This is a genomic window from Pseudomonas sp. NPDC089428 (assembly GCF_044749325.1).
Classification (GTDB): Bacteria; Pseudomonadota; Gammaproteobacteria; order Pseudomonadales; family Pseudomonadaceae; genus Aquipseudomonas.
In genome coordinates this window covers 235,369-260,959 of sequence record NZ_JBIVHT010000003.1, presented here as the reverse complement: position 1 = coordinate 260,959, position 25,591 = coordinate 235,369, and the positions used below count along the sequence as shown (strand labels likewise).

30 protein-coding genes and 1 tRNA gene are annotated in these 25,591 nt (G+C 62.5%); 7 read left to right on the top strand and 24 right to left on the bottom strand.

The window, feature by feature from the left end; genetic code table 11:
* Nucleotides 1-5 precede the first annotated feature (5 nt).
* The 6 genes from iscA to trmJ all read right to left on the bottom strand — a co-directional run bounded on the left by iscA (nucleotide 6) and on the right by trmJ (nucleotide 4,273).
* Nucleotides 6-329 carry an iron-sulfur cluster assembly protein IscA gene (gene iscA, locus ACIPZ5_RS07540; protein WP_011532338.1) on the bottom strand — a complete coding sequence of 108 codons (324 nt, stop codon included), beginning with the start codon at nucleotides 327-329 and terminating at the stop codon, nucleotides 6-8.
* A 35-nt stretch (nucleotides 330-364) separates the two neighbouring features.
* The gene (gene iscU, locus ACIPZ5_RS07535; protein WP_007929523.1) at nucleotides 365-751 is read right to left on the bottom strand and encodes a Fe-S cluster assembly scaffold IscU; all 387 of its coding nucleotides are present in this window, start codon (nucleotides 749-751) and stop codon (nucleotides 365-367) included.
* Nucleotides 752-797: 46 nt separating this feature from the next.
* Nucleotides 798-2,012, bottom strand: a complete 1,215-nt coding sequence (locus ACIPZ5_RS07530; protein ID WP_013971017.1) for an IscS subfamily cysteine desulfurase — start codon at nucleotides 2,010-2,012, stop codon at nucleotides 798-800.
* A gap of 45 nt (nucleotides 2,013-2,057) precedes the next feature.
* Nucleotides 2,058-2,549, bottom strand: a complete 492-nt coding sequence (iscR, locus tag ACIPZ5_RS07525) for a Fe-S cluster assembly transcriptional regulator IscR (RefSeq protein WP_261942749.1) — start codon at nucleotides 2,547-2,549, stop codon at nucleotides 2,058-2,060.
* A gap of 179 nt (nucleotides 2,550-2,728) precedes the next feature.
* The gene (gene cysE / locus ACIPZ5_RS07520) at nucleotides 2,729-3,514 is read right to left on the bottom strand and encodes a serine O-acetyltransferase (RefSeq protein ID WP_400807587.1); all 786 of its coding nucleotides are present in this window, start codon (nucleotides 3,512-3,514) and stop codon (nucleotides 2,729-2,731) included.
* Nucleotides 3,515-3,517: 3 nt separating this feature from the next.
* A complete protein-coding gene (gene trmJ, locus ACIPZ5_RS07515; RefSeq protein WP_343595490.1) occupies nucleotides 3,518-4,273 on the bottom strand; it encodes a tRNA (cytosine(32)/uridine(32)-2'-O)-methyltransferase TrmJ in 756 nt (251 codons plus the stop codon).
* 151 nt (nucleotides 4,274-4,424) lie between these two features.
* On the opposite strand from trmJ, the gene suhB reads away from it, so the two are divergent.
* Entirely contained in the window at nucleotides 4,425-5,243 is an 819-nt protein-coding gene (suhB, locus tag ACIPZ5_RS07510) for an inositol-phosphate phosphatase (protein WP_016393981.1), read from the top strand.
* Nucleotides 5,244-5,369: 126 nt separating this feature from the next.
* Here the strand turns inward: suhB and ACIPZ5_RS07505 are convergent, their stop codons facing one another.
* The 6 genes from ACIPZ5_RS07505 to queA all read right to left on the bottom strand — a co-directional run bounded on the left by ACIPZ5_RS07505 (nucleotide 5,370) and on the right by queA (nucleotide 11,434).
* Nucleotides 5,370-5,912: a glycine zipper 2TM domain-containing protein gene (locus ACIPZ5_RS07505; RefSeq protein ID WP_343595493.1), complete on the bottom strand. Its 543-nt coding sequence runs from the start codon at nucleotides 5,910-5,912 to the stop codon at nucleotides 5,370-5,372.
* Between the two features lie 118 nt (nucleotides 5,913-6,030).
* Nucleotides 6,031-6,939 (bottom strand): protein translocase subunit SecF, encoded by a 909-nt coding sequence (secF, locus tag ACIPZ5_RS07500; protein WP_085673712.1) that lies wholly within the window; start codon nucleotides 6,937-6,939, stop codon nucleotides 6,031-6,033.
* Nucleotides 6,940-6,949: 10 nt separating this feature from the next.
* Entirely contained in the window at nucleotides 6,950-8,812 is a 1,863-nt protein-coding gene (gene secD, locus ACIPZ5_RS07495) for a protein translocase subunit SecD (protein WP_085673714.1), read from the bottom strand.
* Between the two features lie 64 nt (nucleotides 8,813-8,876).
* The gene (gene yajC / locus ACIPZ5_RS07490) at nucleotides 8,877-9,212 is read right to left on the bottom strand and encodes a preprotein translocase subunit YajC (protein WP_008092587.1); all 336 of its coding nucleotides are present in this window, start codon (nucleotides 9,210-9,212) and stop codon (nucleotides 8,877-8,879) included.
* Between the two features lie 42 nt (nucleotides 9,213-9,254).
* Nucleotides 9,255-10,370: a tRNA guanosine(34) transglycosylase Tgt gene (gene tgt, locus ACIPZ5_RS07485; RefSeq protein WP_400807865.1), complete on the bottom strand. Its 1,116-nt coding sequence runs from the start codon at nucleotides 10,368-10,370 to the stop codon at nucleotides 9,255-9,257.
* A 14-nt stretch (nucleotides 10,371-10,384) separates the two neighbouring features.
* A complete protein-coding gene (gene queA, locus ACIPZ5_RS07480) occupies nucleotides 10,385-11,434 on the bottom strand; it encodes a tRNA preQ1(34) S-adenosylmethionine ribosyltransferase-isomerase QueA (protein ID WP_343595496.1) in 1,050 nt (349 codons plus the stop codon).
* A 108-nt stretch (nucleotides 11,435-11,542) separates the two neighbouring features.
* Between queA and ACIPZ5_RS07475 the strand changes: the two genes are divergently transcribed.
* From ACIPZ5_RS07475 to ACIPZ5_RS07460, 4 genes are all read left to right on the top strand, one after another.
* Nucleotides 11,543-11,627, top strand: a tRNA-Leu gene (locus ACIPZ5_RS07475).
* Nucleotides 11,628-12,006: 379 nt separating this feature from the next.
* Nucleotides 12,007-12,654 (top strand): trypsin-like peptidase domain-containing protein, encoded by a 648-nt coding sequence (locus ACIPZ5_RS07470; protein WP_343595866.1) that lies wholly within the window; start codon nucleotides 12,007-12,009, stop codon nucleotides 12,652-12,654.
* A gap of 114 nt (nucleotides 12,655-12,768) precedes the next feature.
* Complete coding sequence (locus ACIPZ5_RS07465; protein WP_400807582.1) at nucleotides 12,769-13,257, top strand: GNAT family N-acetyltransferase; 489 nt, start codon at nucleotides 12,769-12,771, stop codon at nucleotides 13,255-13,257.
* Between the two features lie 71 nt (nucleotides 13,258-13,328).
* The gene (locus tag ACIPZ5_RS07460) at nucleotides 13,329-14,219 is read left to right on the top strand and encodes a bestrophin family protein (RefSeq protein ID WP_400807580.1); all 891 of its coding nucleotides are present in this window, start codon (nucleotides 13,329-13,331) and stop codon (nucleotides 14,217-14,219) included.
* A gap of 30 nt (nucleotides 14,220-14,249) precedes the next feature.
* On the opposite strand, the gene phnE is transcribed toward ACIPZ5_RS07460, so the two are convergent.
* Genes phnE through ACIPZ5_RS07440 form a run of 4 tightly spaced genes read right to left on the bottom strand, consistent with a single transcriptional unit; the run spans nucleotide 14,250 to nucleotide 17,483 of the window.
* A complete protein-coding gene (gene phnE, locus ACIPZ5_RS07455; protein ID WP_343595513.1) occupies nucleotides 14,250-15,017 on the bottom strand; it encodes a phosphonate ABC transporter, permease protein PhnE in 768 nt (255 codons plus the stop codon).
* A complete protein-coding gene (locus ACIPZ5_RS07450) occupies nucleotides 15,014-15,841 on the bottom strand; it encodes an ABC transporter permease (protein ID WP_343595515.1) in 828 nt (275 codons plus the stop codon). Before ACIPZ5_RS07450 ends, phnE begins: the two co-directional genes overlap by 4 nt.
* Entirely contained in the window at nucleotides 15,835-16,632 is a 798-nt protein-coding gene (locus ACIPZ5_RS07445; RefSeq protein ID WP_400807577.1) for a phosphonate ABC transporter ATP-binding protein, read from the bottom strand. The genes ACIPZ5_RS07450 and ACIPZ5_RS07445 overlap by 7 nt, the downstream gene beginning before the upstream one ends.
* Nucleotides 16,629-17,483 (bottom strand): putative selenate ABC transporter substrate-binding protein, encoded by an 855-nt coding sequence (locus ACIPZ5_RS07440; RefSeq protein ID WP_261942736.1) that lies wholly within the window; start codon nucleotides 17,481-17,483, stop codon nucleotides 16,629-16,631. The genes ACIPZ5_RS07445 and ACIPZ5_RS07440 overlap by 4 nt, the downstream gene beginning before the upstream one ends.
* A gap of 126 nt (nucleotides 17,484-17,609) precedes the next feature.
* Between ACIPZ5_RS07440 and selD the strand changes: the two genes are divergently transcribed.
* Nucleotides 17,610-18,644: a selenide, water dikinase SelD gene (gene selD, locus ACIPZ5_RS07435; RefSeq protein ID WP_400807574.1), complete on the top strand. Its 1,035-nt coding sequence runs from the start codon at nucleotides 17,610-17,612 to the stop codon at nucleotides 18,642-18,644.
* Complete coding sequence (mnmH, locus tag ACIPZ5_RS07430) at nucleotides 18,644-19,744, top strand: tRNA 2-selenouridine(34) synthase MnmH (protein WP_400807571.1); 1,101 nt, start codon at nucleotides 18,644-18,646, stop codon at nucleotides 19,742-19,744. The genes selD and mnmH overlap by 1 nt, the downstream gene beginning before the upstream one ends.
* 43 nt (nucleotides 19,745-19,787) lie before the next feature.
* On the opposite strand, the gene ACIPZ5_RS07425 is transcribed toward mnmH, so the two are convergent.
* From ACIPZ5_RS07425 to cyoC, 8 genes are all read right to left on the bottom strand, one after another.
* On the bottom strand, nucleotides 19,788-20,168 hold the full coding sequence (locus ACIPZ5_RS07425) for a lysozyme inhibitor LprI family protein (RefSeq protein WP_400807568.1): 381 nt from the start codon (nucleotides 20,166-20,168) through the stop codon (nucleotides 19,788-19,790).
* Nucleotides 20,169-20,179: 11 nt separating this feature from the next.
* Nucleotides 20,180-20,737 carry a hypothetical protein gene (locus tag ACIPZ5_RS07420; RefSeq protein ID WP_400807566.1) on the bottom strand — a complete coding sequence of 186 codons (558 nt, stop codon included), beginning with the start codon at nucleotides 20,735-20,737 and terminating at the stop codon, nucleotides 20,180-20,182.
* Entirely contained in the window at nucleotides 20,734-21,297 is a 564-nt protein-coding gene (locus ACIPZ5_RS07415) for a GNAT family N-acetyltransferase (RefSeq protein WP_085673742.1), read from the bottom strand. The genes ACIPZ5_RS07420 and ACIPZ5_RS07415 overlap by 4 nt, the downstream gene beginning before the upstream one ends.
* Before the next feature lie 362 nt (nucleotides 21,298-21,659).
* Nucleotides 21,660-22,043: a YkgJ family cysteine cluster protein gene (locus ACIPZ5_RS07410; protein ID WP_313712814.1), complete on the bottom strand. Its 384-nt coding sequence runs from the start codon at nucleotides 22,041-22,043 to the stop codon at nucleotides 21,660-21,662.
* Nucleotides 22,044-22,193: 150 nt separating this feature from the next.
* On the bottom strand, nucleotides 22,194-23,402 hold the full coding sequence (gene alaC, locus ACIPZ5_RS07405) for an alanine transaminase (RefSeq protein ID WP_103445641.1): 1,209 nt from the start codon (nucleotides 23,400-23,402) through the stop codon (nucleotides 22,194-22,196).
* Nucleotides 23,403-23,736: 334 nt separating this feature from the next.
* Entirely contained in the window at nucleotides 23,737-24,624 is an 888-nt protein-coding gene (gene cyoE, locus ACIPZ5_RS07400; RefSeq protein ID WP_343595536.1) for a heme o synthase, read from the bottom strand.
* A gap of 11 nt (nucleotides 24,625-24,635) precedes the next feature.
* Nucleotides 24,636-24,968 (bottom strand): cytochrome o ubiquinol oxidase subunit IV, encoded by a 333-nt coding sequence (cyoD, locus tag ACIPZ5_RS07395; RefSeq protein ID WP_054887538.1) that lies wholly within the window; start codon nucleotides 24,966-24,968, stop codon nucleotides 24,636-24,638.
* Entirely contained in the window at nucleotides 24,968-25,591 is a 624-nt protein-coding gene (gene cyoC, locus ACIPZ5_RS07390) for a cytochrome o ubiquinol oxidase subunit III (RefSeq protein WP_027920308.1), read from the bottom strand. The genes cyoD and cyoC overlap by 1 nt, the downstream gene beginning before the upstream one ends.

The window sequence follows — 25,591 nt, the reverse complement described above, 5'->3', positions numbered from 1 at the left end:
CAGCCTCAGACGTTGAAGCTTTCGCCGCAGCCACACTCACCGCGCACGTTGGGGTTGTTGAACTTGAAGCCTTCGTTCAACCCTTCCTTGACGAAGTCCAGCTCGGTGCCATCGAGGTAGACCAGGCTCTTGGGATCGATGATCACCTTGACGCCATGGTTCTCGAACACCTGGTCCTCTTCAGCCAGCTCGTCGACGAACTCCAGCACGTAGGCCAGGCCCGAGCAGCCGGTGGTGCGCACGCCCAGGCGAATGCCCTCACCCTTGCCGCGCCCGTCAAGGGAGCGACGAATGTGGTTGGCGGCGGCTTCTGTCATGCTGATAGCCATCGGAACTCCTTGAGTCTTACCTTGCAACGGGCGGCTTAGATCAAGCCTTTCTTCTGCTTGTAGTCGCGAACGGCTGCCTTGATGGCATCTTCGGCGAGTACCGAGCAGTGGATCTTCACTGGCGGCAACGCCAGTTCTTCCGCCAGCTGGGTGTTCTTGATGGTTTCGGCCTCGTCCAGGGTCTTGCCCTTCATCCACTCGGTGGCGAGGGAGCTGGAGGCGATGGCCGAACCGCAGCCATAAGTCTTGAACTTGGCGTCTTCGATGATGCCTTGCTCGTTGACCTTGATCTGCAGACGCATCACGTCACCACACGCTGGGGCGCCGACCATGCCGGTACCGACATCCGGGTCTTCGGCGTTCATCTTGCCGACGTTGCGTGGGTTTTCGTAGTGGTCGATGACCTTTTCACTGTATGCCATGGTGCAATTCCTTCCTCATCAGGGAGCCGCTCTTGCCGGCGACTGCTTAGTGGGCGGCCCACTCGATCTTGGAGATGTCAACGCCGTCTTTGTACATGTCCCACAGCGGCGACAGCTCACGCAGTTTGTTAACGGCCTCGCAGACTTTCTGCGCGGCGTAGTCGACTTCTTCTTCAGTGGTGAAGCGGCCGAAGGAGAAGCGGATCGAGCTGTGCGCCAGCTCGTCGTTGCGGCCCAGAGCGCGCAGTACATACGACGGCTCGAGCGAAGCGGAGGTACAGGCCGAACCGGACGATACGGCGATGTCCTTCAGGGACATCAGCAGCGACTCGCCTTCGACGTAGTTGAAGCTCAGGTTCAGGTTGTGCGGCACGCGGGCAGTCTTGCTGCCGTTGACGTACAGTTCTTCGAGGTCCGAGACCTGCTTGAAGAAGCGGTCGCTCAGGGCCTTGATGCGCACGTTCTCGGCGGCCATTTCCTGCTTGGCAATGGCGAAGGCTTCGCCCATGCCGACGATCTGGTGGGTCGGCAGGGTGCCCGAACGCATGCCGCGCTCATGGCCACCGCCGTGGATGATGGCTTCCAGGCGCACGCGCGGCTTGCGGCTGACGTACAGCGCGCCGATACCTTTAGGGCCGTAGACTTTGTGCGCGGAGAACGACATCAGGTCGACTTTCAGCTTCTGCAGGTCGATTTCGACCTTGCCGGCCGACTGGGCGGCGTCAACGTGGAACAGCACGCCGCGCGAGCGGGTCAGTTCACCGATGGCGGCGATGTCGTTGATCGAGCCGACTTCGTTGTTCACGTGCATCAGCGAGACCAGGATGGTGTCGTCGCGCAGGGCGGCTTCGACCATGGCCGGGGTGACGATGCCGTCTTCGCCCGGCTCCAGGTAGGTGACTTCGAAACCTTCACGCTCGAGCTGGCGAGCGGTGTCCAGGACCGCCTTGTGCTCGATCTTGGAGGTGATGATGTGCTTGCCCTTGGTCTGATAGAAGTGCGCCACGCCTTTCAGGGCGAGGTTGTCGGACTCGGTGGCACCGCTGGTCCAGACGATTTCGCGCGGGTCGGCATTGATCAGCTCGGCAACCTGGCGACGGCCGTTCTCGACCGCTTCTTCGGCCTTCCAGCCGAATACGTGGGAGCGCGAGGCCGGGTTACCGAAGTTGCCGTCGACCAGCAGGCAGTCGGCCATCTTCTGGGCGACACGAGGGTCGACCGGCGTGGTAGCGGAGTAATCGAGGTAGATCGGCAACTTCATGGGTATCTCCTATCAGGCGGTGGCGTCGCTCGTCACTGCAGAGTTTCAGTCGACGGCGGACGTCTCAATCTTGTCCAGCATGGCGGTACGGCCTGCGACACGCCGCAGGTCCTGGCGCTGGGCGACTTCCTGCACCTCACGGCGCATGACGAGGTCGGCCAGGCTGATGCCGCTGAGGAATTCGTGGATCTGCTGGCTGAGGTCACACCACAGATGGTGGGTCAGGCAGGTGTCACCGGCATGGCAATCCCCGAGGCCCTGGCAACGAGTGGCATCGACCGATTCGTTGACCGCGTCGATGACCTGGGCCACCTGGATGGTTTCCATGCCGCGCGACAGCTGGTAGCCACCGCCCGGACCGCGCACACTGGAAACCAGACTGCTGCGGCGCAGCTTGGCGAACAGCTGTTCCAGATAAGAGAGGGAAATGCCCTGGCGCTCGGAAATGTCGGCCAAAGACACCGGCCCATGCTGCGCGTGCAATGCCAGGTCGAGCATGGCAGTCACGGCGTATCGGCCTTTGGTAGTCAGTCGCATGGCTAATGGGTACCACGGGAGTTACGGGATGGGAGCGAGTATGCGATTCCCGAGCATTTAAGTCAACTATTAGACCTACTGCTTTAGTCGGGTTTGCATCAGGGAGGCGGGCGCGATTGTAGCAGCAAAGGGGCGTGAGCACACGCCCCATATGTCAGTGCGGCTTCAGCGCGGCGCAATCAATGCGACTGAGTGTCGCGCTGGGCAGCCTGGGTTTCGATCGCGAAGTCATCTTCCGGCAGCTTCGGCAGCGCCTTGGCACAGTAGTCACTGCCCATCTTGGTCAGCGCGCCGCACATGCCCTCCAGGCGCTCGTCTACGGCCTGCAGGTGGTCGAGCATCTGGCCGATGGCGCGGGCCACCGGGTCAGGCATGTCGCCACTGACGCCATAGGCATCGAAACCGATCTTTTCGGCCATGGCCTTGCGCTTGGCCTCGATTTCGCTGTCTTCGCTCTTGACGATGATCCGCCCAGGGATGCCAACCGCAGTGGCCCCCGCCGGCACCGCCTTGGTCACCACCGCATTGGAACCGATCTTGGCCCCGGCGCCGACCGTGAACGGGCCGAGCACCTTGGCGCCCGCCCCTACCACCACACCGTTTTCCAGGGTCGGGTGGCGCTTGCCCTTGTTCCAGCTGGTGCCCCCCAGGGTCACGCCCTGGTAAAGGGTGACGTCATCTCCGATCTCGGCGGTTTCGCCGATGACGATGCCCATGCCGTGGTCGATGAAGAAGCGCCGACCAATGGTCGCACCGGGATGGATCTCGATACCGGTCAGCCAGCGACCGAAGTTCGACACCAGCCTGGCCAGCCATTTGAAGTCGCGCTTCCACAAGGCATTGCCCAGGCGGTGCAGCCAGATGGCGTGCATGCCGGGGTAGCAGGTCAGCACCTCGAAGGCGTTGCGCGCCGCCGGGTCACGATGGAATACGCTCTGGATATCTTCACGCAGACGTTCGAACATCTGTCAGTCCTTCCGTTTATGCGGCTCGCCCCGGACCACTTTCTGGGTCTCGGTGAGGATGCCACGCAAAATGCTCATTTCCGAACGCTCGACCGCCACCCGCCCATACAGCCGGCGAAGGCGCGGCATCAGGTGCTTGGGCTTCTCGGGGTCGAGGAAGCCGATGCCCACCAGGGTTTTTTCCAGGTGGTCGTAGAACAGCTCCATTTCGTCCATGGTCGCCAGCTCGCTGGCGTCAACCTTCTCGACTTTGCCCGGCGCTTCGCCGGCGGCCAGCCAGGCCATGCGCACCTCATAGGCGAGCACCTGGACAGCGGCCGCCAGGTTCAGCGAACTGAAGTCGGGGTTGGAGGGAATGTGCACGTGGAAGTGACATCGCTGCAGTTCTTCGTTGGTCAGGCCGGCGTGTTCGCGCCCGAACACCAGGGCGATCTCTTCGCCGCCATTGGCATGTTCCACCGCCTTGGCACCACAGTCACGCGGGCCGATCAACGGCCAGGGGATGCTGCGCTCACGAGCGCTGGTACCCATGACCAGATTGCAGCCGACCAGCGCCTGCTCGAGGCTGTCGACCACCTGGGCATTGTCCAGCACATCGTCTGCGCCCGACGCGCGGGCACTGGCATCCAAGGCGGGGAATTCTTTCGGCTGCACCAGCACCAGACGCGACAAGCCCATGTTTTTCATGGCACGTGCAGCGCCGCCGATGTTGCCGGGGTGGCTGGTATTGACCAGAACAACACGAATATTTTGCAGCAAGGTGTTGTGCTCACAGATGCAGGTTTGGGGGAAATCGATCTTACAGAACCGACCAGCGTAACGCCATGAAAGCAAATGTGGCACTTCTGCCGCCAAACTTTTCTGCTAGAATGTTCGGCTTTCTTCTTTAACATCTCCAGGTGACCCGCCCATGCAGCCTATGCTGAATATCGCCCTGCGCGCCGCTCGCAGCGCCAGTGAACTGATTTTCCGCTCCATCGAACGCCTGGATAGCATCAAGGTCGACGAGAAAGAGGCCAAGGACTACGTCTCCGAAGTGGATCGCGCCGCCGAGCAGAGCATCGTAAACGCCCTGCGCAAGGCCTACCCGAACCACTCCATTCAAGGTGAAGAAACCGGCCTGCACGCCGGCACCGGCGAAGAAGGCAAGGACTACCTGTGGATCATCGATCCGCTGGACGGCACCACCAACTTCCTGCGTGGCATCCCGCACTTCGCTGTCAGCATCGCCTGCAAATACCGTGGTCGCCTCGAGCACGCCGTGATCGTCGACCCTGTTCGCCAGGAAGAATTCACCGCCAGCCGTGGCCGTGGCGCCCAGCTCAATGGCCGCCGCCTGCGCGTCAGCTCGCGCACCAGCCTGGACGGCGCCCTGCTGGGCACCGGCTTCCCGTTCCGTGACAACCAGATGGCTGACATGGACAACTACCTGGGCATGTTCCGCGCCCTGACTGGCCAGACCGCCGGCATCCGCCGTGCCGGCTCCGCCAGCCTGGACCTGGCCTACGTGGCTGCCGGCCGTTTCGACGCCTTCTGGGAGTCGGGCCTGTCCGAGTGGGATATGGCAGCTGGCGTGCTGCTGATCCAGGAAGCCGGTGGCCTGGTGAGCGACTTCAACGGTGGCCACGATTTCCTCGACAAGGGCCACATCGTTGCAGGCAACATCAAGTGCTTCAAGGCCGTACTGACCGCTATCCAGCCGCACCTGCCAGAGCACATGAAGCGCTAAGCGCGGATTGCAGGCAAAAAAAAGCACCCCTCGGGGTGCTTTTTTTGTGCCTGATGGTTTAGCACTGCTTGTGCCGGCCTCTTCGCGGGCTTGCCCCGCGAAGAAGCCAGCACAGGAACAGTCAGATCACTGCCCGGCTTCGCTGAGGATCAGCTTGCCATTCTTGTCCACAGGAATGGTGGAACCCGGCTCATGATCCATCTTCACCTGCCCGGCCTTGTCGCCGAGGGTGTACTTCACGTTATACCCAACGACTTTCTCACTGATATCGTTGACCGTGTTGCAGCGGGTTTGCGTGGTGGTATAGGTGTCACGCTCCTGCATGCCTTCCTGCACCTTGTTACCGGCATAACCACCACCGACCGCACCTGCCACTGTAGCGATCTTCTTGCCGGTACCGCCGCCGATCTGGTTACCCAGCAAACCGCCAGCGATAGCACCGACCACGGTACCGGCGATCTGGTGCTGGTCCTTGACCGGCGCCTGACGCGTGACGGCGACGTCCTTGCAGACCTCACGCGGGGTTTTGACCTGTTGCTTGATCGGTTGCACGTCGGTGACCTGGGCATACTCAGGCCCCTTGTTCACCAAGCTGTAGGTGGCGACAGCACCTCCGGCAGTAACACCGACAGCACCCAACACAGCGCCTACGAGCATTGATTTGTTCACACGAACCTCCTGTTGTACCGGCAGGGCTAACCTGCTTTCTCCAAGCCTTGGAGCGAAAAAAAAGGCGCGAGTTCAACACTCGCGCCTTTTTGGTCGCCGAACGGCGTAGGACTAATCCTTAAGGACGGTCATCCACGCCTTCGTTCTTCGCCGGCGGGATCAGGTCTTCGCTGTTCAGGTTCAGCCAGATCAGCACCACGTTGGCGATGTAGATCGACGAGTAGGTACCGGCCATGACACCGATGAACAGTGCCAGGGAGAAGCCGAACAGGTTGTCGCCGCCGAAGAACAGCAGCGCGGCGATCGCCAGCAAGGTCGAAACCGAGGTGGCGATGGTGCGCAGCAGGGTCTGGGTGGTCGAGACGTTGATGTTCTCGATCAGCGAGGCCTTGCGCATCACACGGAAGTTCTCACGCACCCGGTCGAAGACAACGATGGTGTCGTTCAGCGAGTAGCCGATGATCGCCAGCACCGCCGCCAGCACCGTCAGGTCGAAGGTGATCTGGAAGAACGACAGGATGCCCAGGGTCACCACCACGTCGTGGATCAGCGACACGATCGCGCCAACGGCGAACTTCCACTGGAAGCGGAAGGCCAGGTAGATGAGGATGCCGCCCAGCGCCAGGAGCATGCCGAGGCCGCCCTGGTCACGCAGCTCTTCACCCACCTGCGGGCCGACGAACTCGACGCGCTTGAGGGTGGCCGGGTTGTCACCGCCAGCCTTCTGCAGGGCAGCGCCAACCTTGGCACCCAGTTGCGGGTCATCGCCCGGCATGCGCACCAGCAGGTCGGTGGTGGCGCCAAAACTCTGCACCACGGCCTCGTGGAAGCCGGACTCGACCAGCTCGGCACGCACCGCCTTGAGGTCGGCCGGGCGTTCGTAGGTCAGCTCGATCAGCGTACCGCCGGTGAAGTCCAGGCCGAAGTTCAGGCCCTTCTGCCACCAGCTGAACAGCGCCAGCACGGTGAGGAGCACGGTAACGGCGAACGCGACATTACGCACGCCCATGAAGTTGATGGTTTTCATCGCAGCTCCCTCAAACCCACAGCTTCTTGATGTCACGCCCGCCGCAGGTCAGGTTGACCATTGCGCGGGTCACCATGACGGCGGTGAACATCGAGGTGAAAATCCCGAGGGACATGGTGACCGCGAAGCCCTTGACCGGGCCGGTACCCATGGCGAACAGGATGCCGCCGACCAGCAGGCTGGTCAGGTTGGCGTCGATGATCGCGGTGTAGGCGCGGTTGAAGCCTTCGTGAATGGCGCGCTGCACCGACATGCCGGCATTCAGCTCCTCGCGGATACGCGAGAAGATCAGCACGTTGGCGTCCACCGCCATACCCATGGTCAACACGATACCGGCAATACCCGGCAGGGTCAGGGTCGCGCCCAGCAGCGACATCAGCGCCAGCAGCAGCACCATGTTGCCCGCCAGGGCGACGGTGGCGATCACGCCGAAGCCGCGGTAGATGGCGATGATGAACAGCGAGACGAACAGCATGCCCCACAGCGACGCATCGATACCCTTGGTGATGTTGTCGGCACCCAGGCTTGGGCCAATGGTACGTTCTTCGGCGAAGTACATCGGCGCGGCCAGACCACCGGCACGCAGCAGCAGGGCCAGCTCGGACGATTCACCCTGGCCATTCAGGCCGGTGATGCGGAACTGGCTGCCCAGTGGCGACTGGATGGTCGCCAGGCTGATGATCTTCTTCTCTTCCTGGAAGCTCTGAACGGCAACGTCCTTCTCGACGCCGTCGACCGTCTGCTTGACGTAGCGGGTGACCGGCTTCTGCTCGATGAAGATCACCGCCATGCTGCGGCCGACGTTGCTACGGGTCGCGCGGCTCATCAGCTCGCCACCGTGACCATCCAGGCGGATGTTCACCTGCGGGCGGCCGTGCTCGTCGAAGCTGGCCTGGGCGTCGGTGACCTGGTCACCGGTGATGATCAGGCCACGCTCGACCGCAGCGGAACGGTTGCCTTCACGGAACTCGAAGACCTCGGTAGTGGCCTTGGAAGCCCCCGGCTCGGCACCGAAGCGGAACTCCAGGTTGGCGGTCTTGCCGAGGATACGCTTGGCTTCGGCAGTGTCCTGCACGCCCGGCAGTTCGACCACGATGCGGTTGGCGCCCTGGCGCTGCACCAGCGGTTCGGCCACGCCCAGCTCGTTCACACGGTTGCGGACGGTAGTCAGGTTCTGCTTGATCGAGTATTCGCGGATCTCGGCGACTTTCGCCTGGGTCAGCGCCAGACGCAGCACGGCGAGCTCGTTGCGCTCGGTGGTGGTCAGGTCGAAATCATTGAAATTCTTGCGGATCAGGGCACGTGCCTGTTCGCGAGTAGCATCGTCAGCGAAGCCCAGCATCACACCGCCATCCTGCTGCGGCAGGCTGCGGTAGCGGATGCGCTCTTTGCGCAGCAAGGTCTTGACCTCGCCTTCGTAGACTTTCATGCGGGCACTCATGGCCTTGTCCATGTCCACTTCCAGCAGGAAGTGCACACCACCGGACAGGTCCAGGCCCAGTTTCATCGGACTTGCACCCAGGTTACGCAGCCACTGCGGGGTAGTCTGGGCCAGGTTCAGGGCCACGACATAATCATCGCCCAGTGCCTTGCGCACTACATCCTTGGCTGGCAGTTGATCTTCCTGGTTGGTCAGGCGAATCAGCCCACTGCCCTTCTCACCCAGGCTCGCGCCCTTGACGGTGATACCGGCATCGACCAGCGCCTTGCTGACGCGGTCGAGGTCGGCCTGGTTGACCTGCAGCGCCGAGCTGGCACCGCTGATCTGCACCGCCGGATCATCCGGGTAGAGGTTGGGAGCGGAATAAATGAAACCGATCGCCAGTACCACCAGGATCAGTGCGTATTTCCACAGAGGGTATTTGTTCAGCATCACGCCGCCCGTTCAAGACGCGGGGCGCTTTGCGCGCCCCGACTGGAAAAATGAAACCGGTAACTCAGATAGCCTTGAGCGTACCTTTTGGCAGGGTGGCCGCGATGGCACCCTTCTGGAACTTCAGCTCGACGGTGTCGGAAACTTCCAGGACCACGAAGTCATCGGAAACCTTGACGATCTTGCCGGCGATACCGCCGTTGGTGACAACTTCGTCACCTTTCTGCAAGTTGCTCAGCAGGTTCTTCTGCTCTTTGGCACGTTTGGCCTGCGGGCGCCAGATCATCAGATAGAAGATGACCAGGAAACCAACCAGGAAAATCCACTCAAAGCCGGTGCCGGCAGGGCCAGCGGCGGGTGCAGCAGCATCCGCGTATGCGGCGGGGATCAAGAAGCTCATTGGGCACTCCTAATGTAATTTTCTAATAATGGATGCGAACAGTCAGTCCAAAGGCGGCACAGGCAGCCCGCGCTTGGCGTAGAAGGCGTCGACAAAGGCGGCCAATTTACCCTGTTGAATAGCCTCGCGTAAACCGGCCATCAAGCGCTGGTAATGGCGCAAGTTGTGGATGGTATTCAGCATGCTGCTCAGCATTTCGCCACACTTGTCCAGGTGATGGAGATAAGCGCGGGAGAAGTTGGTGCAGGTGTAGCAATCACAGGTCGGATCCAGCGGCGAATCATCATGGCGATGGAACGCGTTGCGGATCTTGATCACCCCTGTATCGACGAACAGGTGGCCGTTGCGCGCGTTGCGCGTGGGCATCACGCAGTCGAACATGTCGACGCCGCGGCGCACACCCTCAACCAGATCTTCCGGTTTGCCTACCCCCATAAGGTAACGAGGTTTGTCAGCCGGCATCTGGTCCGGCAGGTAGTCGAGGACCTTGATCATCTCGTGCTTCGGCTCACCGACCGACAGGCCACCGATGGCCAGGCCATCGAAACCGATGTTTTCCAGGGCTTCCAGCGAACGCATGCGCAGGTCCTGGTACATGCCGCCCTGAACGATACCGAACAGCGCCGCGGTGTTGTCGCCGTGGGCATTCTTCGAACGCTGGGCCCAGCGCAGCGACAGCTCCATGGAAGTGCGCGCCACGTCGTGCTCGGCCGGGTACGGCGTGCACTCGTCGAAGATCATGACGATGTCCGAGCCCAGGTCGCGCTGCACCTGCATGGACTCTTCCGGGCCCATGAACACCTTGGAACCGTCGACTGGCGAGGCGAAGGTCACCCCCTCCTCCTTGATCTTGCGCATGGCGCCCAGGCTGAACACCTGGAAACCACCGGAATCGGTGAGGATAGGGCCTTTCCACTGCATGAAGTCGTGCAGGCCATTGTGCATCTTGATCACCTCGGTACCCGGGCGCAGCCACAGATGGAAGGTGTTGCCGAGGATGATCTCGGCGCCGATGGCCTCGATGTCACGCGGCAGCATGCCCTTGACCGTGCCGTAGGTGCCCACCGGCATGAACGCCGGGGTCTCGACCGTGCCACGGGGGAAGGTCAGCCGACCACGACGGGCCTTGCCGTCGGTGGCCAACAGTTCGAACGACATTCGACAGGTGCGACTCATGCTTGATCCTCTGGGCCGCGTGGCGCCGGATTGCGGGTGATGAACATGGCATCACCGTAACTGAAGAAGCGGTACCCGTTGTCGACCGCCGCCGCATAGGCAGCCATGGTCTCGGGGTAACCGGCGAAGGCCGAGACCAGCATCAGCAGCGTGGACTCCGGCAGGTGGAAGTTGGTGACCAGGCAATCGACCACATGGAACGGCCGGCCCGGGTAGATGAAGATGTCGGTGTCCCCGCTGAAGGCCTTGAGCACGCCATCGCGCGCCGCGCTCTCCAGCGAGCGCACGCTGGTGGTACCGACCGCGATCACCCGGCCGCCACGGGCCCGGCAGGCCTCGATGGCATCGACCACGTCCTGGCTCACTTCGAGCCACTCTTTGTGCATGTGGTGGTCTTCGATCTTGTCGACCCGCACCGGCTGGAAGGTGCCAGCCCCCACGTGCAGGGTGACGAAGGCCCGCTCGACGCCCTTGGCTGCGATCTTCTCCAGCAGCGCTTCGTCGAAGTGCAGGCCGGCAGTCGGCGCAGCCACGGCACCGGCACGCTCGGCGTACACGGTCTGGTAGCGCTCGCGGTCGGCGCCCTCGTCCGGGCGGTCGATGTACGGCGGCAGCGGCATGTGGCCGACGCGGTCGAGCAGCGGCAGCACCTCTTCGGTGAAGCGCAGCTCGAACAGCGTGTCGTGGCGGGCGACCATCTCGGCCTCGCCACCGCCATCGATGAGGATCATCGCGCCTTCTTTAGGGGCCTTGCTGGCACGCACATGGGCCAGCACGCGGTGGCTGTCGAGCACTCGTTCGACCAGCACTTCCAGCTTGCCGCCGGAGGCTTTCTGGCCAAACAGCCGCGCGGGAATTACCCGGGTGTTGTTGAACACCATCAGGTCGCCCGGCTGCAGGTAGTCGAGCAGATCCGGGAATTGCTTGTGCGCCAACGCCCCGCTCGGCCCATCGAGGACCAGCAGACGGCTGCCATGGCGCTCGGCCAGCGGGTGGCGGGCGATCAGGGAATCGGGGAGTTCGAAGGAAAAATCGGCGACGCGCATGATGATGTTCGGGTTCGACAGGGCCGGGAAGTTTAGCCCAATGTGTGAAAATTGACCATGAAAGCCGATTGACCGACCACGGGCACCTCTCTATACTGCGCGCCACAAGCCCTGATGGCGGAATTGGTAGACGCGGCGGATTCAAAATCCGTTTTCGAAAGGAGTGGGAGTTCGAGTCTCCCTCGGGGCACCAAGATCCGGAAAAAACCGACCTTATGGTCGGTTTTTTTGTGCCCGTCTTTCAGCATTTACCGCCTCCATGTGGCCTTGGGTCTGACCACGAATAGGCCATATGCCGTATTCAGCTCAATGCAGCTCGATCGAGCTCAAATTATTCATCCCTGCAAGCCTTCTACCTGGGCCTTTTTGACGCCAACCCAACGACCAGGCGCATTCCAGCAATCCACTCAATCTATTGGCCAAGCCGTGAGTGATAGCAATAAGCTGTCACTGGTCGGATATATATTCCGAAAGCATTGATGGCCTAATGACATCCAGCCATAGTTGCGCTCCTTTTCCAGCCAACCACCGCGTGCCCCATGAACAGAACCGCGCCCTGTCTGGCAGCAATGATGCTGCTGAGTGGGTGCAATGGAATGCCAACCGCATACGTTTCAGACCCCGTCTACGACCAGGCTTTTGTCGTCACCTCCGGTGCCCCCCTGCCAATGCTGCTGATGGCCACTGCCATCCAGTGGAACGAAGACTTTGCCGTCACCGCCAAGCACACACCGTTCCTGCCCAATGTGGTGCACGAAGGTTTGGGGGACTTGGTGTTCTTCAAGCACAAGGCCAGCAAGGTGCCGCAGTGGCGTCAGTTCGTGCCGGGCGAGTCGGTGACCGCAGTCGGCTTCAACAGCTTCATGATGCCGGTGCAAGGCAAGGGCCGCACGCTCGACTCCCTGGTGCGACTCGAAGGCACGCCGGGCAGCGTTTTCTACTCGGTGCATGATGGCCCTATCACCAAGGGCATGTCCGGAGGCCCGGTGTTCGCCGATGACGGCAAGGTGGTCGGGATGAACGTCGCCTTCATCGCCAAGGATGAGATCGATGCCCGCAACCGCCCGGATCTGGCCAGCAAGGCACGGGTCAGCGTGTTCCTGTCGTACAGCGAAATCGACAAGGAATGGCGGCGCTTTCAGTACCTGGTGCACAAGGGCAAGCCGCATGGCGCACCTGACGCGATCAAGGGCTATGTGGCGGTAGCCAGCAAGCCTTGATTTACCGTTGAGAGTGACGCTGAACATTCCCCTGCTCCTCTGCGCAAGCCAACATGATACGGTAGCGGTCGGCACTGATGATGTAGCCAGCACCTGCACGCAAAAGGACCTGCCATGCACCTTGCCCACCGCCCCGTCCAACCCGGTGACATCCCGGCCATCTGCTGCTTTGCGCAAGGCCCGGACGAGCTGTTCTACATGTTCCCCAAGGCCAGCTACCCGCTGACTCCCGTGCAACTGAGCGAGGCCATCGCCCAGCGCAGCGGCTCGACCGTGGTCGAGGGCGACGGACTGGTGCTCGGTTTTGCCAACTTCTACAAGGCCGAGCACGGGGGTATCTGCGCCCTCGGCAACGTGGTGGTCGCCCCCGCCGCTCGCGGTCAGGGCGTGGCGCGTTACCTGGTGCAATGCATGGTCGACCTTGCCCGCGAGCAGTTCACAGCGCGGGAGGTCTGGGTGTCGTGCTTCAACCACAACACGGCGGGTTTGCTACTTTATCCACAACTTGGTTTCGTACCTTTTGGCATCGAAGAACGGCAGGCTCATGATGGCAAGCGGGTAGCCCTGGTGCAGATGAAACAACACGTTCAGAAACACCCCTGAACGAACAGCGCCGAACCATAGCCATCCGTCGACGTCCCATCCTGCATCCCCGACTTTTCGAGGCAGCTCGCGTGAAAGACGTCATCGCCCGCAAATACCGCCTGGTCGTCAAGACCTTCAGCTACATCGGCTGGTCACTGTTCTGGCTGCTGCTCTGGGACGTGCTGGTCACCATCGACTTCATGCTGTTCTTCAACAGCAAGTTCACCCTGCCGCTGATCCCGCTGACCTTGCTGGGTTCGGCGCTGGTGGTGCTGGTGAGCTTTCGCAACAGCAGCGCCTACAACCGCTGGTGGGAAGCACGCACCTTGTGGGGGGCGCTGGTGAACAGTTCGCGCAGCTTCGCCCGGCAGACGCTGACACTGATCGAAGACCCCGAAGATGGACTGAACCCGGTCAAGGCGACCTTGCTGCGCCGGCACATCGCCTATGTGAACTGCCTGGCGGCGCACCTGAAGGGTGAGCCCTGCCCGGACGCGCTGATGGCGTTCATCCCGCCGGGTGAGTTTGAACGGCGCAACCGTTCGAACAACTTCGCCAACGACATCCTGGGTGGCTCGGCGGCGTTGCTGGCCAAGGAATACCAGGCGGGAAGGCTCGACAGCATTCGCCTGGCGCGGCTGGAGTCGACGCTGGTGGACCTGTCCAACGCCCAGGGCGGCATGGAGCGGATCGCCAATACGCCGCTGCCCTACCCTTATGTGTATTTCCCACGGCTGTTCATCACCCTGTTCTGCCTGATCGTGCCGGTGGGGCTGGTTGAATCGCTGGGCTGGTTCACGCCACTGGCGTCTACGGTGGTGGGGTTCATGCTGCTGGCGATCGAGCGGATCGGGACGGATCTGCAGAGCCCGTTTCGCTTCAGTGAGCATCAGATCCAGATGGATACGATTTGCGAGACCATTGAGCGGAATCTGGAATCGATGCAGCGCGAAGCGCAGTGTGGGGAACTGGTGCAGTAAGGGGGCCGCTGCGGGGCCCCCAACTATCGCTCAGGCACGCACATAGCGCTGGCGCAGCACATCACTGAAAGCATCAACCAACAACACCAGCAGCAACATGGCCATGATCACCGTACTGGCCTGGGCCTCCTGGAACAGGCTCAGGGTGGTATAGAGCATCTGCCCCAGCCCCCCTGCCCCGACAAACCCCAGCACACTGGCCATGCGAATGTTGTTCTCCCAGCGGTACAAGCTGTACGCAAGCAATTGCGGCCACAGGTTCGGCAGCGTGCCGAAGCAGAACGCCGCCACCTGCCCGCTGCCTTGCAGGCGAATGGCCGCCGCCGGCTCGGCCGGCGCATTCTCCAGCGCTTCGGCGAACAATCGCCCCAGCACCCCTGAGGTGTGCAGCGCCAAGGCCAGCGTACCGGCATTGGGCCCCAGGCCTGCCGCCAGCACGGTCAATGCCGCCCATACCAACTCGGGTATGGCTCGCAGGGCATTGAGCAGCAAACGTGCCAGCGACTGCAGCGGCCAACCGAAACGCCCCGCCGCCGGCAGGGCCAGCAGCATGCCGAGGACCATTGCCAGCAACGTGCCCAGCCCTGACATGGCGAGGGTTTCCAGAGCCCCTCGCACTACAGCTTGCAGGTGCTCGACGGAAAGGTCCGGATGCAGGAAGCGGGCGGCATACTCGCCCATCTGCCCCAATCCGCCATCACCCACAAGGGCGTGCAGGTCCAGCTCCAGATAACCGAACGACGCCACCACCGCCGCCACGATGGCAACGATCACCAGCAGGTTGATCACCCGGTTCATGCCAGCCTCCCACGCAGGAAGCGGCTGAGCAGGTCGGCCAACAGTACCAGGCCGAGGAACGCCAGCAGCATGCTCGCCACCTCGCCCCCGGCGAACATGCGCATCGACAGATCGATCTGCTGCCCCAACCCGCCGGCACCGACGAAGCCCATCACCACCGACGCACGCACGGCACACTCCCAGCGGTAGACGGTGTAGGACACCACTTCCGCCGACGCACTGGGCAGGATGCCGTAGAAGAATGCCGTCAACCGGCCGCTGCCGCCCTGCAGCAAGGCATGCGCCGGGCGCTGGTCGACCGATTCGAAGATTTCCGCGTAGACCTTGCCAAGCATCCCGCTGTAGGTAATGGCGATGGCCAGCACCCCGGCCGTCGGCCCCAAGCCCACCGCCCGCACGAACAGCAGCGCCCAGACGATCTCCGGCACGCTGCGCAGGAATATCAGCAAGCCGCGAACGGGCAGGCGCAGCAAGCGCGACCCCACACCTGCCCGGCCACCACGGGACGCAGCACGCAGTGAAAGCGCACGGCTTGCCAACAGGCTGGTCGGAACCGCCAGTAACAGCGCCAGGGCCATGCCGGCAGTCGCCACAGCCAGAGTCTGCAAAGTGGACTGGTACAACAACGTGAGGAATTCGCCACTGTGTGCCGGTGGCCAGAAGGCACGGGTGAAGTTGGCAATCTGCTGACGGTTTTCCGCCTGCAGCAAAACACCTGGGTTCAGTTCGCTCAATTGCAGCCCGGGCCACAGCACGGCCAGCGCCAGCAAGGTCAGCAGCAACCGCGGCAACGCAGCCGGGTCGCGGGCGTCGGCCTTCAGCATCGGGGAATCTGCACAGTCAGGGTCGGCCCTTGGGCTTGCACTGGCGAACCCAGTTGCTCGTTGGCGTACAGCGCATCCAGCAACTGCTCGGTCACCGCCTCGGCCGGGCAGTCGAACGCCACCTGCCCTTCACGAATACCGATCACCCTCGGAAAATGCGCCAGCGCCAGGTCCACCGCGTGCAGGCTGGCCACCAGGGTCACGCCATTGGCCTGGGCATGGCGATTGAGCAGTGCCAGGCTGTGATCGGCCAACACCGGGTCCATGGCCGATACCGGCTCGTCGGTCAACAGCACTTCCGGGCGCTGATACAACGCCCGGGCAATGCCGACCCGCTGCAACTGGCCACCGGACAACTGCCCGCACTGGACGAACAGCTTGTCGGCCAGGCCCAACTCGGCCAAGGCCTGGCGCGCCCCCGGCACGTCGGTCGGATACACCAGGTTAAGCAGGCCACGCAGCAGGCTCCACTGCCCCAGGCGCCCTGCCAGCACCGCCGTCACCACGCGCTGGCGCGGCGGCAGTGGCGGTGCCTGGTGCACCAGGCCAATGCGCGCGCGCAGGCGCTGGCGCGCCCCGGCAGACAGCGCCCAGGGCTGCTCACCGAACAGTTCCAGGTGCCCGCTACTGGGCTGCACGGCGGTGGCCATCAGGTGCAGCAAGCTGGACTTGCCGGCCCCCGAGGGGCCGATGATCGCGACCCGCTCACCCTTGGCGATGCTCAGGCTTACCCCATCAAGCGCGCGGACCTGGCCGTGGCGCAGGCCGGCGCCGTGTACATGAATAGTCACTTGAGCAGGCCGGCCTCACGTGCGGCTTGCTCGGTACCCGCATAGTTCTCGGGCTTGGTCTCGATGAAGCGGCTGGCCGCCTGCAGGTCGAGGATCGCCTTGTGCTCCGGGTTGGCCGGGTCGAGGTCGAGGAAGGCCTTCTTGATCTTTTCTTTCAGCGCCGGGTCCATGTTGCCGCGCACGGTCCAGTTGTAGTCGTAGTAGGCCGGCGTGGTGGCGAACACCTTGACCTTGCTGGTATCGACCTTGCCGGCATCGACCAGCTTTTGCCAGACGCTGGCATTGAGCACGCCGCCATCGACCTTGCCGGCCTGCACCCAGGCGACAGTGGCGTCGTGGGCACCGGAATAGGCCACGCGGCTGAAGTAGCTTTCAGGCTTGATGTTGTCTTCCTTGAGCATGAAGTAACGCGGCATCAGGCTGCCCGAGGTGGACGAGATCGAACCGAAGGCGAACGACTTGCCCTTGAGGTCGGCCAGGCTCTTCACGGCCGGGTTGGCAGTGATGAACTTGGAGGTGAACTGGGCGTCCTGCTCACGCTGCACCAGCGGCGTGGCGGTCGGGTCTTTCAGGTGCACCTGGACAAAGGTGAAACCACCCAGCCAGGCCATGTCCAGGCGGTCGCTGGCCAGCGACTCGACCACTGCTGGGTAGTCGGCTACCGGGACGAATTTCACGTCCATGCCCAACTGCTTGGACAGGTACTTGCCCAGTGGCTCGAACTTGCGCAGCAGTTCAGTCGGCGCCTCGTCGGGGATGGCACTGACCCGCAAGGTGTCGGCAGCCTGGGCAACAACAGCACAGCAGGACAGCACGAGGCCGGCGGCGAGCGCCAGGGGGCGTTTGAGCATGGGAGTTCTCCGGTTCAATAGCGGGGAAAGTGCCGGCAACGCGCCGACGGTGGGAATTATAAGAGCCACAGGCGCAAAGGCCAGCTTTGCTACAATCGCGCAACAAATTGATCCCCTGAGGTACGTATGAGCGAGCCGATTCGCCTGACCCAGTACAGCCACGGTGCCGGCTGTGGCTGCAAGATCTCCCCCAAGGTGCTGGATGTGATCCTTGCCGAAAGCGGCGCCCAGGCCCTGGACCCGAAGTTGTGGGTCGGCAATGCCTCGCGTGACGATGCCGCCGTGTATGCCCTGGACGACGAGCGCGGGGTGGTTTCGACCACTGATTTCTTCATGCCGATCGTCGACGACCCTTACGATTTCGGTCGCATCGCCGCGACCAACGCCATCAGCGACATCTACGCCATGGGCGGCGACCCGCTGATGGCCATCGCCATCCTCGGCTGGCCAGTCAACGTGCTGCCACCGGAAGTCGCCCGCGAAGTGATCCGCGGTGGCCGCGCCGTATGCGCCGAGGCCGGCATTCCGCTGGCCGGCGGCCACTCCATCGACGCCCCCGAGCCGATCTTCGGCCTGGCTGTCACCGGTGTGGTCAGCAAACGCCACCTCAAGCGCAACGACACCGCCACCGCCGGCTGCCGCCTGTACCTGACCAAGCCGCTGGGCATCGGCATCCTCACCACCGCCGAGAAGAAGGCCAAGCTGCGCGAGCAGGACCAGGGCCTGGCACGCGACTGGATGTGCACGCTGAACACGCCGGGCAGCCGCTTCGGCAAGCTCGATGGGGTCAAGGCGATGACCGACGTGACCGGTTTTGGCCTGCTCGGCCACCTGGTCGAGCTGGCCGAAGGCAGTGGCCTGACCGCTCAGCTGGACTATGCCGCCGTACCGCGCCTGCCGAGTGTCGACCATTACCTGGCCGAGGGCTGCATCCCTGGCGGGACGCTGCGCAACTTCGACAGTTACGGGCACAAGCTCGGTAGGCTGACCGACGAGCAGAAGCACCTGCTGTGCGACCCGCAGACCAGCGGTGGCCTGCTGGTTGCCGTTACCCCTGAAGGCGAAGCCGAGTTCCTCGCGCTGGCCACCGAACTGGGCCTTAACCTGGCGCCGATCGGCCAGTTGGTCGAGCGACAGAGCCACGCAGTTGAGGTGAACTGATGCGCCCCGACTGCACCGACTTCCGCCAGCTGTTCCTGAACGACGCGCCGATGATGGACATGCGCGCGCCGATCGAATTTGCCAAGGGTGCCTTCCCCGGCACCGTCAACCTGCCGCTGATGAATGACCAGGAGCGGCAGAAGGTCGGCACCTGCTACAAACAACAGGGCCAGGCCGCCGCCATCACCCTCGGCCACCAGCTGGTCAGCGGCGCCGTCCTGCGCGAGCGCCTGCACGCCTGGGTCAGTTTTGCCCAAAAGCATCCCGATGGTTACCTGTACTGTGCCCGCGGCGGCCTGCGCTCACTGCTCGTGCAAAACGTGTTGCGCGACGAGGCCGGCATCGACTACCCGCGGATCAAGGGTGGCTACAAGGCGATGCGCAGCTTCCTGCTGAACACCACCCAGCAGGCCGTCGAGCAATGCGATTTCATCCTGGTCGGCGGCCTTACCGGCAGCGGCAAGACCGATGTGTTGCACCAGCTCGGCAACGCACTCGATCTCGAAGGCCATGCCAACCACCGCGGTTCCAGCTTCGGCAAGCGGGCCACCGCACAGCCGGCACAGATCGACTTCGAGAACAAGCTGGCCGTCGATGTGCTGAAAAAGCGTGCCCGTGGCATCGACCAGTTCGTGCTTGAGGATGAGGGCCGTATCGTCGGTAGCTGTATGGTACCGCTGGAGCTTTACAAGGGCATGCAGCGCTATCCGCTGGTGTGGCTGGAGGACAGCTTCGAGAACCGTGTGGGCCGCCTGTTGCGCGACTACGGGATAAATCTCTGCGCAGAATTCATCGATAGGTACGGTGAAGACCAAGGTCGCCACCTGTATGCCGAACGGCTGACGCAAAGCATGGGCAACATACGCAAGCGGCTCGGAGGCGAGCGCCACCAGCGCATGTCCGAACTGCTGCGCCAGGCGCTGGAGGAGCAGCTGCGCAGTGGCGAGGTGGATTTGCACCGCGGCTGGCTCGAGGTCTTGCTCAAGGAATACTACGACCCGATGTACGCCTATCAACGCGAGGCGAAGGCCGAGCGCATCGAGTTCGCCGGGGATGCCGTGGAAGTACGCGAGTACCTCAAGGCACGCGCCCGACGTTGATCTAAACGCGCCCCACCTGCGCGAGCGCCAGCCTCAGGCAAGATCACTGCCCGGGGCTGAGAACCCGCTCCAGCTCCGCCGCCCGTTCGCGGGTCATGTCCAGCACGCACATGCCGCCTTCCAGCTGCGCCAGGGTGCCGCCACTGGCCTGCACATGGAACGTGCAGTTCGCATCACGATAGGCGATCCACTGCCGCTGCACATCGCGCAAGCTCTTCTGCGGCCCGGTCTGGAGCTTGCTCATCAGTTGCTTGTAGACCCGATTCAGGCGCTGGTCCTGAAGTTGGGTCTCCCCCTGGATGCAGCTGCTCATGGCCACCGTACTGGAGGCTTTGTCCATGCACTGGCTGTAGGCCGGCGAGTTGTCGTCGGCCAGCGCCATGGGTGCAAGCAAGGCCAGGTGCATCAGATATCGCTTGTTCATCGCAAATCCTTTCAGAGCGTTTGTACCGGCGCCGGCGGCATCAGCACCTTGCCTGGCTCGAATTGCAGCGATGGCATCTGGGTGGCCGCGTAAGCGGTCACCGCCAGCGCCGCGATCAGGGCGACATCCAGCCAGTTCCAGCCCGGCACATCGGTACTGCTGCGTGCGGTCCAGCACTGCCAGGCCTGGCCCAAACAAAATACGGCGAACGCTGCCAGCCACAGGTAGAAGCCCGCACCAAAGCCGGTGCGATTGGTAAATTCATAGCTGATGTTGTCAGGCAGCCGTTCGATGCCAAAGCTGCTGGCCGCCAGGTACAACGCACCCAGCCCAAGCAGCAAGGCCAGCCGACGCAGGCGTCGATGGCAAAGGATGGCTACCGCCAGCAGTGGGTTGGCGAACCACTGGAACATTCCGAAGGGGATGCCCCAGGGACCGTACAGGAACATCTGCAGCGCCGGCATGTACCGGCCTGCGCTCATCAGGGCGCCGTCGAAGGCCAGGCTGAGCAGATACAGGGCAAGGCTCAGGGTCAGGTAGAAGGCCGGTAAACGGGCGCCCAGTGTCATGCGACTGGCGGCTCCAGCAGCAGGCCGTAGATACCCGAATCGGTCAGTTCGCCCGCCACACACCAGCGCGCCCGCAATGTGCCTTCGAGCACGAAGCCCTGCCGTTCGAGGGTACGGGCCGAGCCCTGGTTGCGTGGGTCGATTTCGCCTTCCAGACGGCGCATGTGCAGGGTATGGGCGATGTAGTCGATGAAGCAGGTCAGCGCCTCGTCCATGTAGCCCCTGCCCTGCACGGCGCTGGCCAGGCAGTAGCCGATCTCGCCACGGCGCGAGACGTCGTCGATGTTGAACAGCTGGACCATGCCGATCAGTTCGCCATTGTCGCGGCGGTACATGCCGAGCTTGAGCTGGTCGCCATTGGCATAGGCTTCGCGGTCGGCGGCCAGTGCGCTTTCGGCCTCGGCCAGGTCTTGCCAGGGGGCATGGTGCCAGTAACGCATGACCTCGGGGTCAGCCATGATCGTCAGCCATTGCTCAGCGTCGGCATGGCGCATCGGGCGCAACTGCAGGCGCGGGCTGTCGAGGCAGAGGTCAGTGGGGAAACTGCGGGGTGGGGTCACGCCGGATCTCCTGTCCATTGCTGGGGAGATGACAGTTTAACGTTATGTGGGGGCTGCGGGTGTATGTCTTGGGGTTTGCGGTGGGGCGGATATCGAGCGCCGCCCGCGCGGCGCATCGCGGATAAATCCGCTCCTACATCTGTTGCAACGTGGCCATGCCTGTGAGGCCATGGTTGTCAACCGGTTTGCACGACTCAAGACCTGCGCCAGGGCTGGCAACCATGGCGTTACAGGTTTGGCACGTTGCAACAGATGTAGGAGCGGATTTATCCGCGATGCGCCGCGCGGGCGGCGCTCGGTCTCAAGAGCGCTGCATCTCTGTGGGCGAACCCCCTACAGGTGCCGCAGATAGCGAAAATGGCTCAGGCCACCTCCGCCCCATCATCCGGCCAGTGCGGCTCGTTTGCCCCCGGCGGGGTCAGCGGCGGCAAGCCATAGGCCGCCCGCGCATCGTCGCAACTCGGGTTATGCACACCACCCACCCACGATGCCTCGAACTCGCGGCAAGGGCTGGAACGGTTGGCGTAGATGGTGCACGCCACCTCGGTACCGATCTCGCCCTGCAGGCTCACGCAGCGGCAAGGCTTGGCGTCGGTGCCGATCATGGCAACGCGGGTGGGGTTGATCTGCACCACCAGGTCATCCGGCACAACACCGCCGGCAGACTGGCATTCGCCCCAGAAGAAGGACACACGGAAATACCCGCAGCAGGCGCCGCAGTCAAGGCAAGGGTTGTATTCGGACATGATGGCACGGAGGGAAGGTTGTTGTTATCGGGGCTGGCCCGCGCGCCATTTGTAATCGAAGCCAGGTCGGCTGAGAAGAGGGGTAATGCAAAAATAGTTTGCCGTTGATCCGGCTGGCCCGAGCCCGCCAAAGCGGGCCCGGGTGAAGCGCTATTTCTGGGTCAATCCATCGGCCCGGAACATCTGGCGAATACCTCGAATCGCCTGGCGAATCCGGTCTTGGTTCTCGATCAGAGCGAAGCGCACATGGTCGTCGCCGTAGTCACCAAAACCGATGCCCGGCGACACGCAGACCTTGGCTTCGGCCAGCAACTTCTTGGAGAACTCCAGCGAACCCAGGTGCGCGTACTGCTCAGGGATTTTCGCCCACACGTACATCGAGGCCTTGGGGTTCTCGACCATCCAGCCCAGCTCGTGCAGGCCCTTGACCAGCAGGTTGCGGCGCTGGCGGTACTGCTCGGCGATGTCACGCACGCACTGCTGGTCGCCTTCCAGCGCGGCGATGGCAGCGACCTGCAGCGGGGTGAAGGTGCCGTAGTCGTGGTAGCTCTTGATTCGCGCCAGGGCACTGACCAGCTCGGGGTTGCCCACCATGAAACCGATCCGCCAGCCGGCCATGTTATAGCTCTTGGACAGAGTGAAAAACTCCACCGCGATGTCCTTGGCGCCCGGCACCTGCATGATCGACGGGGCCTTCCAGCCGTCGTAGACGATGTCGGCGTAGGCCAGGTCGTGCACCACCAGCACGTCGTACTGCTTGGCCAGGGCTACCACGCGCTCGAAGAAATCCAGCTCCACGCACTGGGCAGTGGGGTTGGACGGGAAGCCGAGGATCATCATCTTCGGCTTGGGGATCGATTCGCGGATCGCCCGCTCCAGCTCGTTGAAGAAGTCCACCCCCGGCACCAGCGGCACCGAGCGCACCTGGGCGCCGGCGATCACGGCGCCGTAGATGTGGATCGGGTAGCTCGGGTTGGGCACCAGCACGGTGTCGCCGTGGTCGAGGGTGCCGAGCATCAGGTGCGCCAGGCCCTCTTTCGAGCCGATGGTGACGATGGCTTCGCTTTCCGGGTCGATGTCGACCTCGTAGCGCTCCTTGTACCAGTTGGAGATAGCCCGGCGCAGGCGCGGAATGCCGCGGGATGTGGAGTAACCATGGGTGTCATCACGCTGGGCGACCTGCACCAGCTTCTCGACGATGTGCGGCGGGGTCGCGCCATCGGGGTTGCCCATGCTCAGGTCGATGATGTCCTCGCCACGGCGGCGGGCAGCCATCTTGAGTTCGGCGGTGATGTTGAAGACGTAGGGGGGGAGACGATCGATACGCGCGAAGCGGCGCGGCGAACCTGGATTGGCCATGGTTTCCTCTGCAGACGTAAGCGCCCGGAACCGTCCGAGCGACGTTGGCCGCTGCGGCGGCCTGATTCAGAAGATAGTGCCGAAACAGGATATCTGTAAAGGATAATTTCCTGTTTTGTTAGAACTTTTCAGATGTATTTTTTGAAAATCAAAGATTTATGTTTTAGCCCGGCCTCTTCGCGGGGCAAGCCCGCTCCCACAGGGACCACGCCACATTAGAAGCTGACGCTGTACCTGTGGGAGCGGGATTGTCCCGCGAAAGGGTCGGCACAGGAAAACAGGCATAAAAAAACCCGGCACAGTGGCCGGGTTTCTAGTGAAGCACTCGCCTCGATCAGCGCGCGTAGGTCATCAGCACGTCCGCAGCGGTCTGGCTGTCCACCGACATCATCACGCTCAGGGCAGTGACGGTGAGGATGGAGAAGCCGAACACCTTGCGGGCCCACTTGCTGTCGTCTTCAGCCTTGTAGCCACCCCAGGCCATGTACAGCCAGTACAGGCCCATGGCTGCTGCCACGGCCAGGTAGCCGAGGCCGGCGTAACCGCCGAGGGTGAGCATCAAGGTGGCGAGCAGGAAGGCCAGCACATACAGCACGATCTGCTTCTTCGCCGCGAGGATGCCACGTGCCACCGGCAGGACCGGAATGTTGGCAGCGCTGTAATCCTTGAAGCGGAAGATGGCGATGGCGAAGCTGTGCGGCATCTGCCACAGGCTGAACATCACCAGCAGGGTCACTGCAGCCAGGTCGAAGCTGTTGCTAACGGCGCAGTAGCCGATCACCGGAGGCATGGCACCGGACAGGCTGCCGACCAAGGTGCCGTGCACCGATTTGCGCTTCAGCCAGAGGCTGTAGAAACCGACGTAGACGATAAAGCCTACAGCTGCGCAGAACGCCGACAGCGGGTTGGCCTGGACATACAGCAGGCTGAAACCCGCCACCCCGAGCAGGGTGGCGTAGATCAGCGCGAGGGTCAGCGACATGCCGCCCTGCACCATGACGCGGTTCTTGGTGCGCTCCATCTTGTGGTCGATGTCACGGTCGATGCAGTTGTTGAACACGCATCCGGACGCCACCACCAGCGAAGTACCGATCACCACCGCCAGGAACAGGGCGAAGTCCACATGGCCCTTCGAGGCAAGGAAGAAACCGCCTGCCACGGAAAGCACGTTACCGAAAATGATCCCCGGTTTGGTGATTTGGATAAAGTGCTTAACGGACATGCAGTCTTACCTCACTTGGCCATCATTTCGAAGTGGATGCTGAACATGATCCACAGCGACAGGCCGACCAGCAGAGCGATTACCAGGGTGGTGAACAGGAACGTCGACACGTTGGAACGCTGCTCTTTCGAGCGGTCCATGTGCAGGAAGTACACAAGGTGTACCACTACCTGAATCACGGCCATGGCCACGATGATCAGAACGGTCAGGTTCTTCGGCAGGCTTGGCGACATGGCCAGGCCGAACGGGATCGCGGTCAGGATGATCGACAGGATGAAGCCGATCATGTACGACTTGACGCTGCCGTGATTACCTTCGTGATGAGTGTCGTGTGCGTTAGCCATTACAGAACTCCCAGCAGGTAGACGACGGTGAATACGCAGATCCAGACCACGTCCAGGAAGTGCCAGAACAGGCTCAGGCAGCTCATGCGGGTCTTGGCGGTCGGCGTGATGCCGTGCTTGTTGATCTGGTACATCATGATTGCCATCCAGATCAGGCCGGCGGTCACGTGCAGACCGTGGGTACCTACCAGGGCGAAGAAGCCCGACAGGAAGCCACTGCGGGTCGGGCCGAAGCCCTCGCCGATCAGGTGATGGAATTCATAGATTTCCATCGCGATGAAGCCTGCACCGAACAGGAAGGTCACAGCCAACCAGCCCAGTACGCCCGCTTTCTTGCCGTCGAACATCTTCAGCATGGCGAAGCCGAAGGTGATCGAGGACAGCAGCAGGAACAGCGTTTCTACAGCTACGAAGTCGAGCTGGAAGATGTCGTGACCCGACGGGCCGCCGGCAAAACTGCCGGACAGCACCGCGTAGGTGGCGAAGAGCGACGCAAACAGGATGCAGTCGGTCATCAGGTACAGCCAGAAACCGAGGACGGTCATCTGGCCCGAGTCGTGGTGGTGGTCATCGTGAGCATGGTCATGACCATGCGCGCCACCGTGGATTACTTGACTGGACAT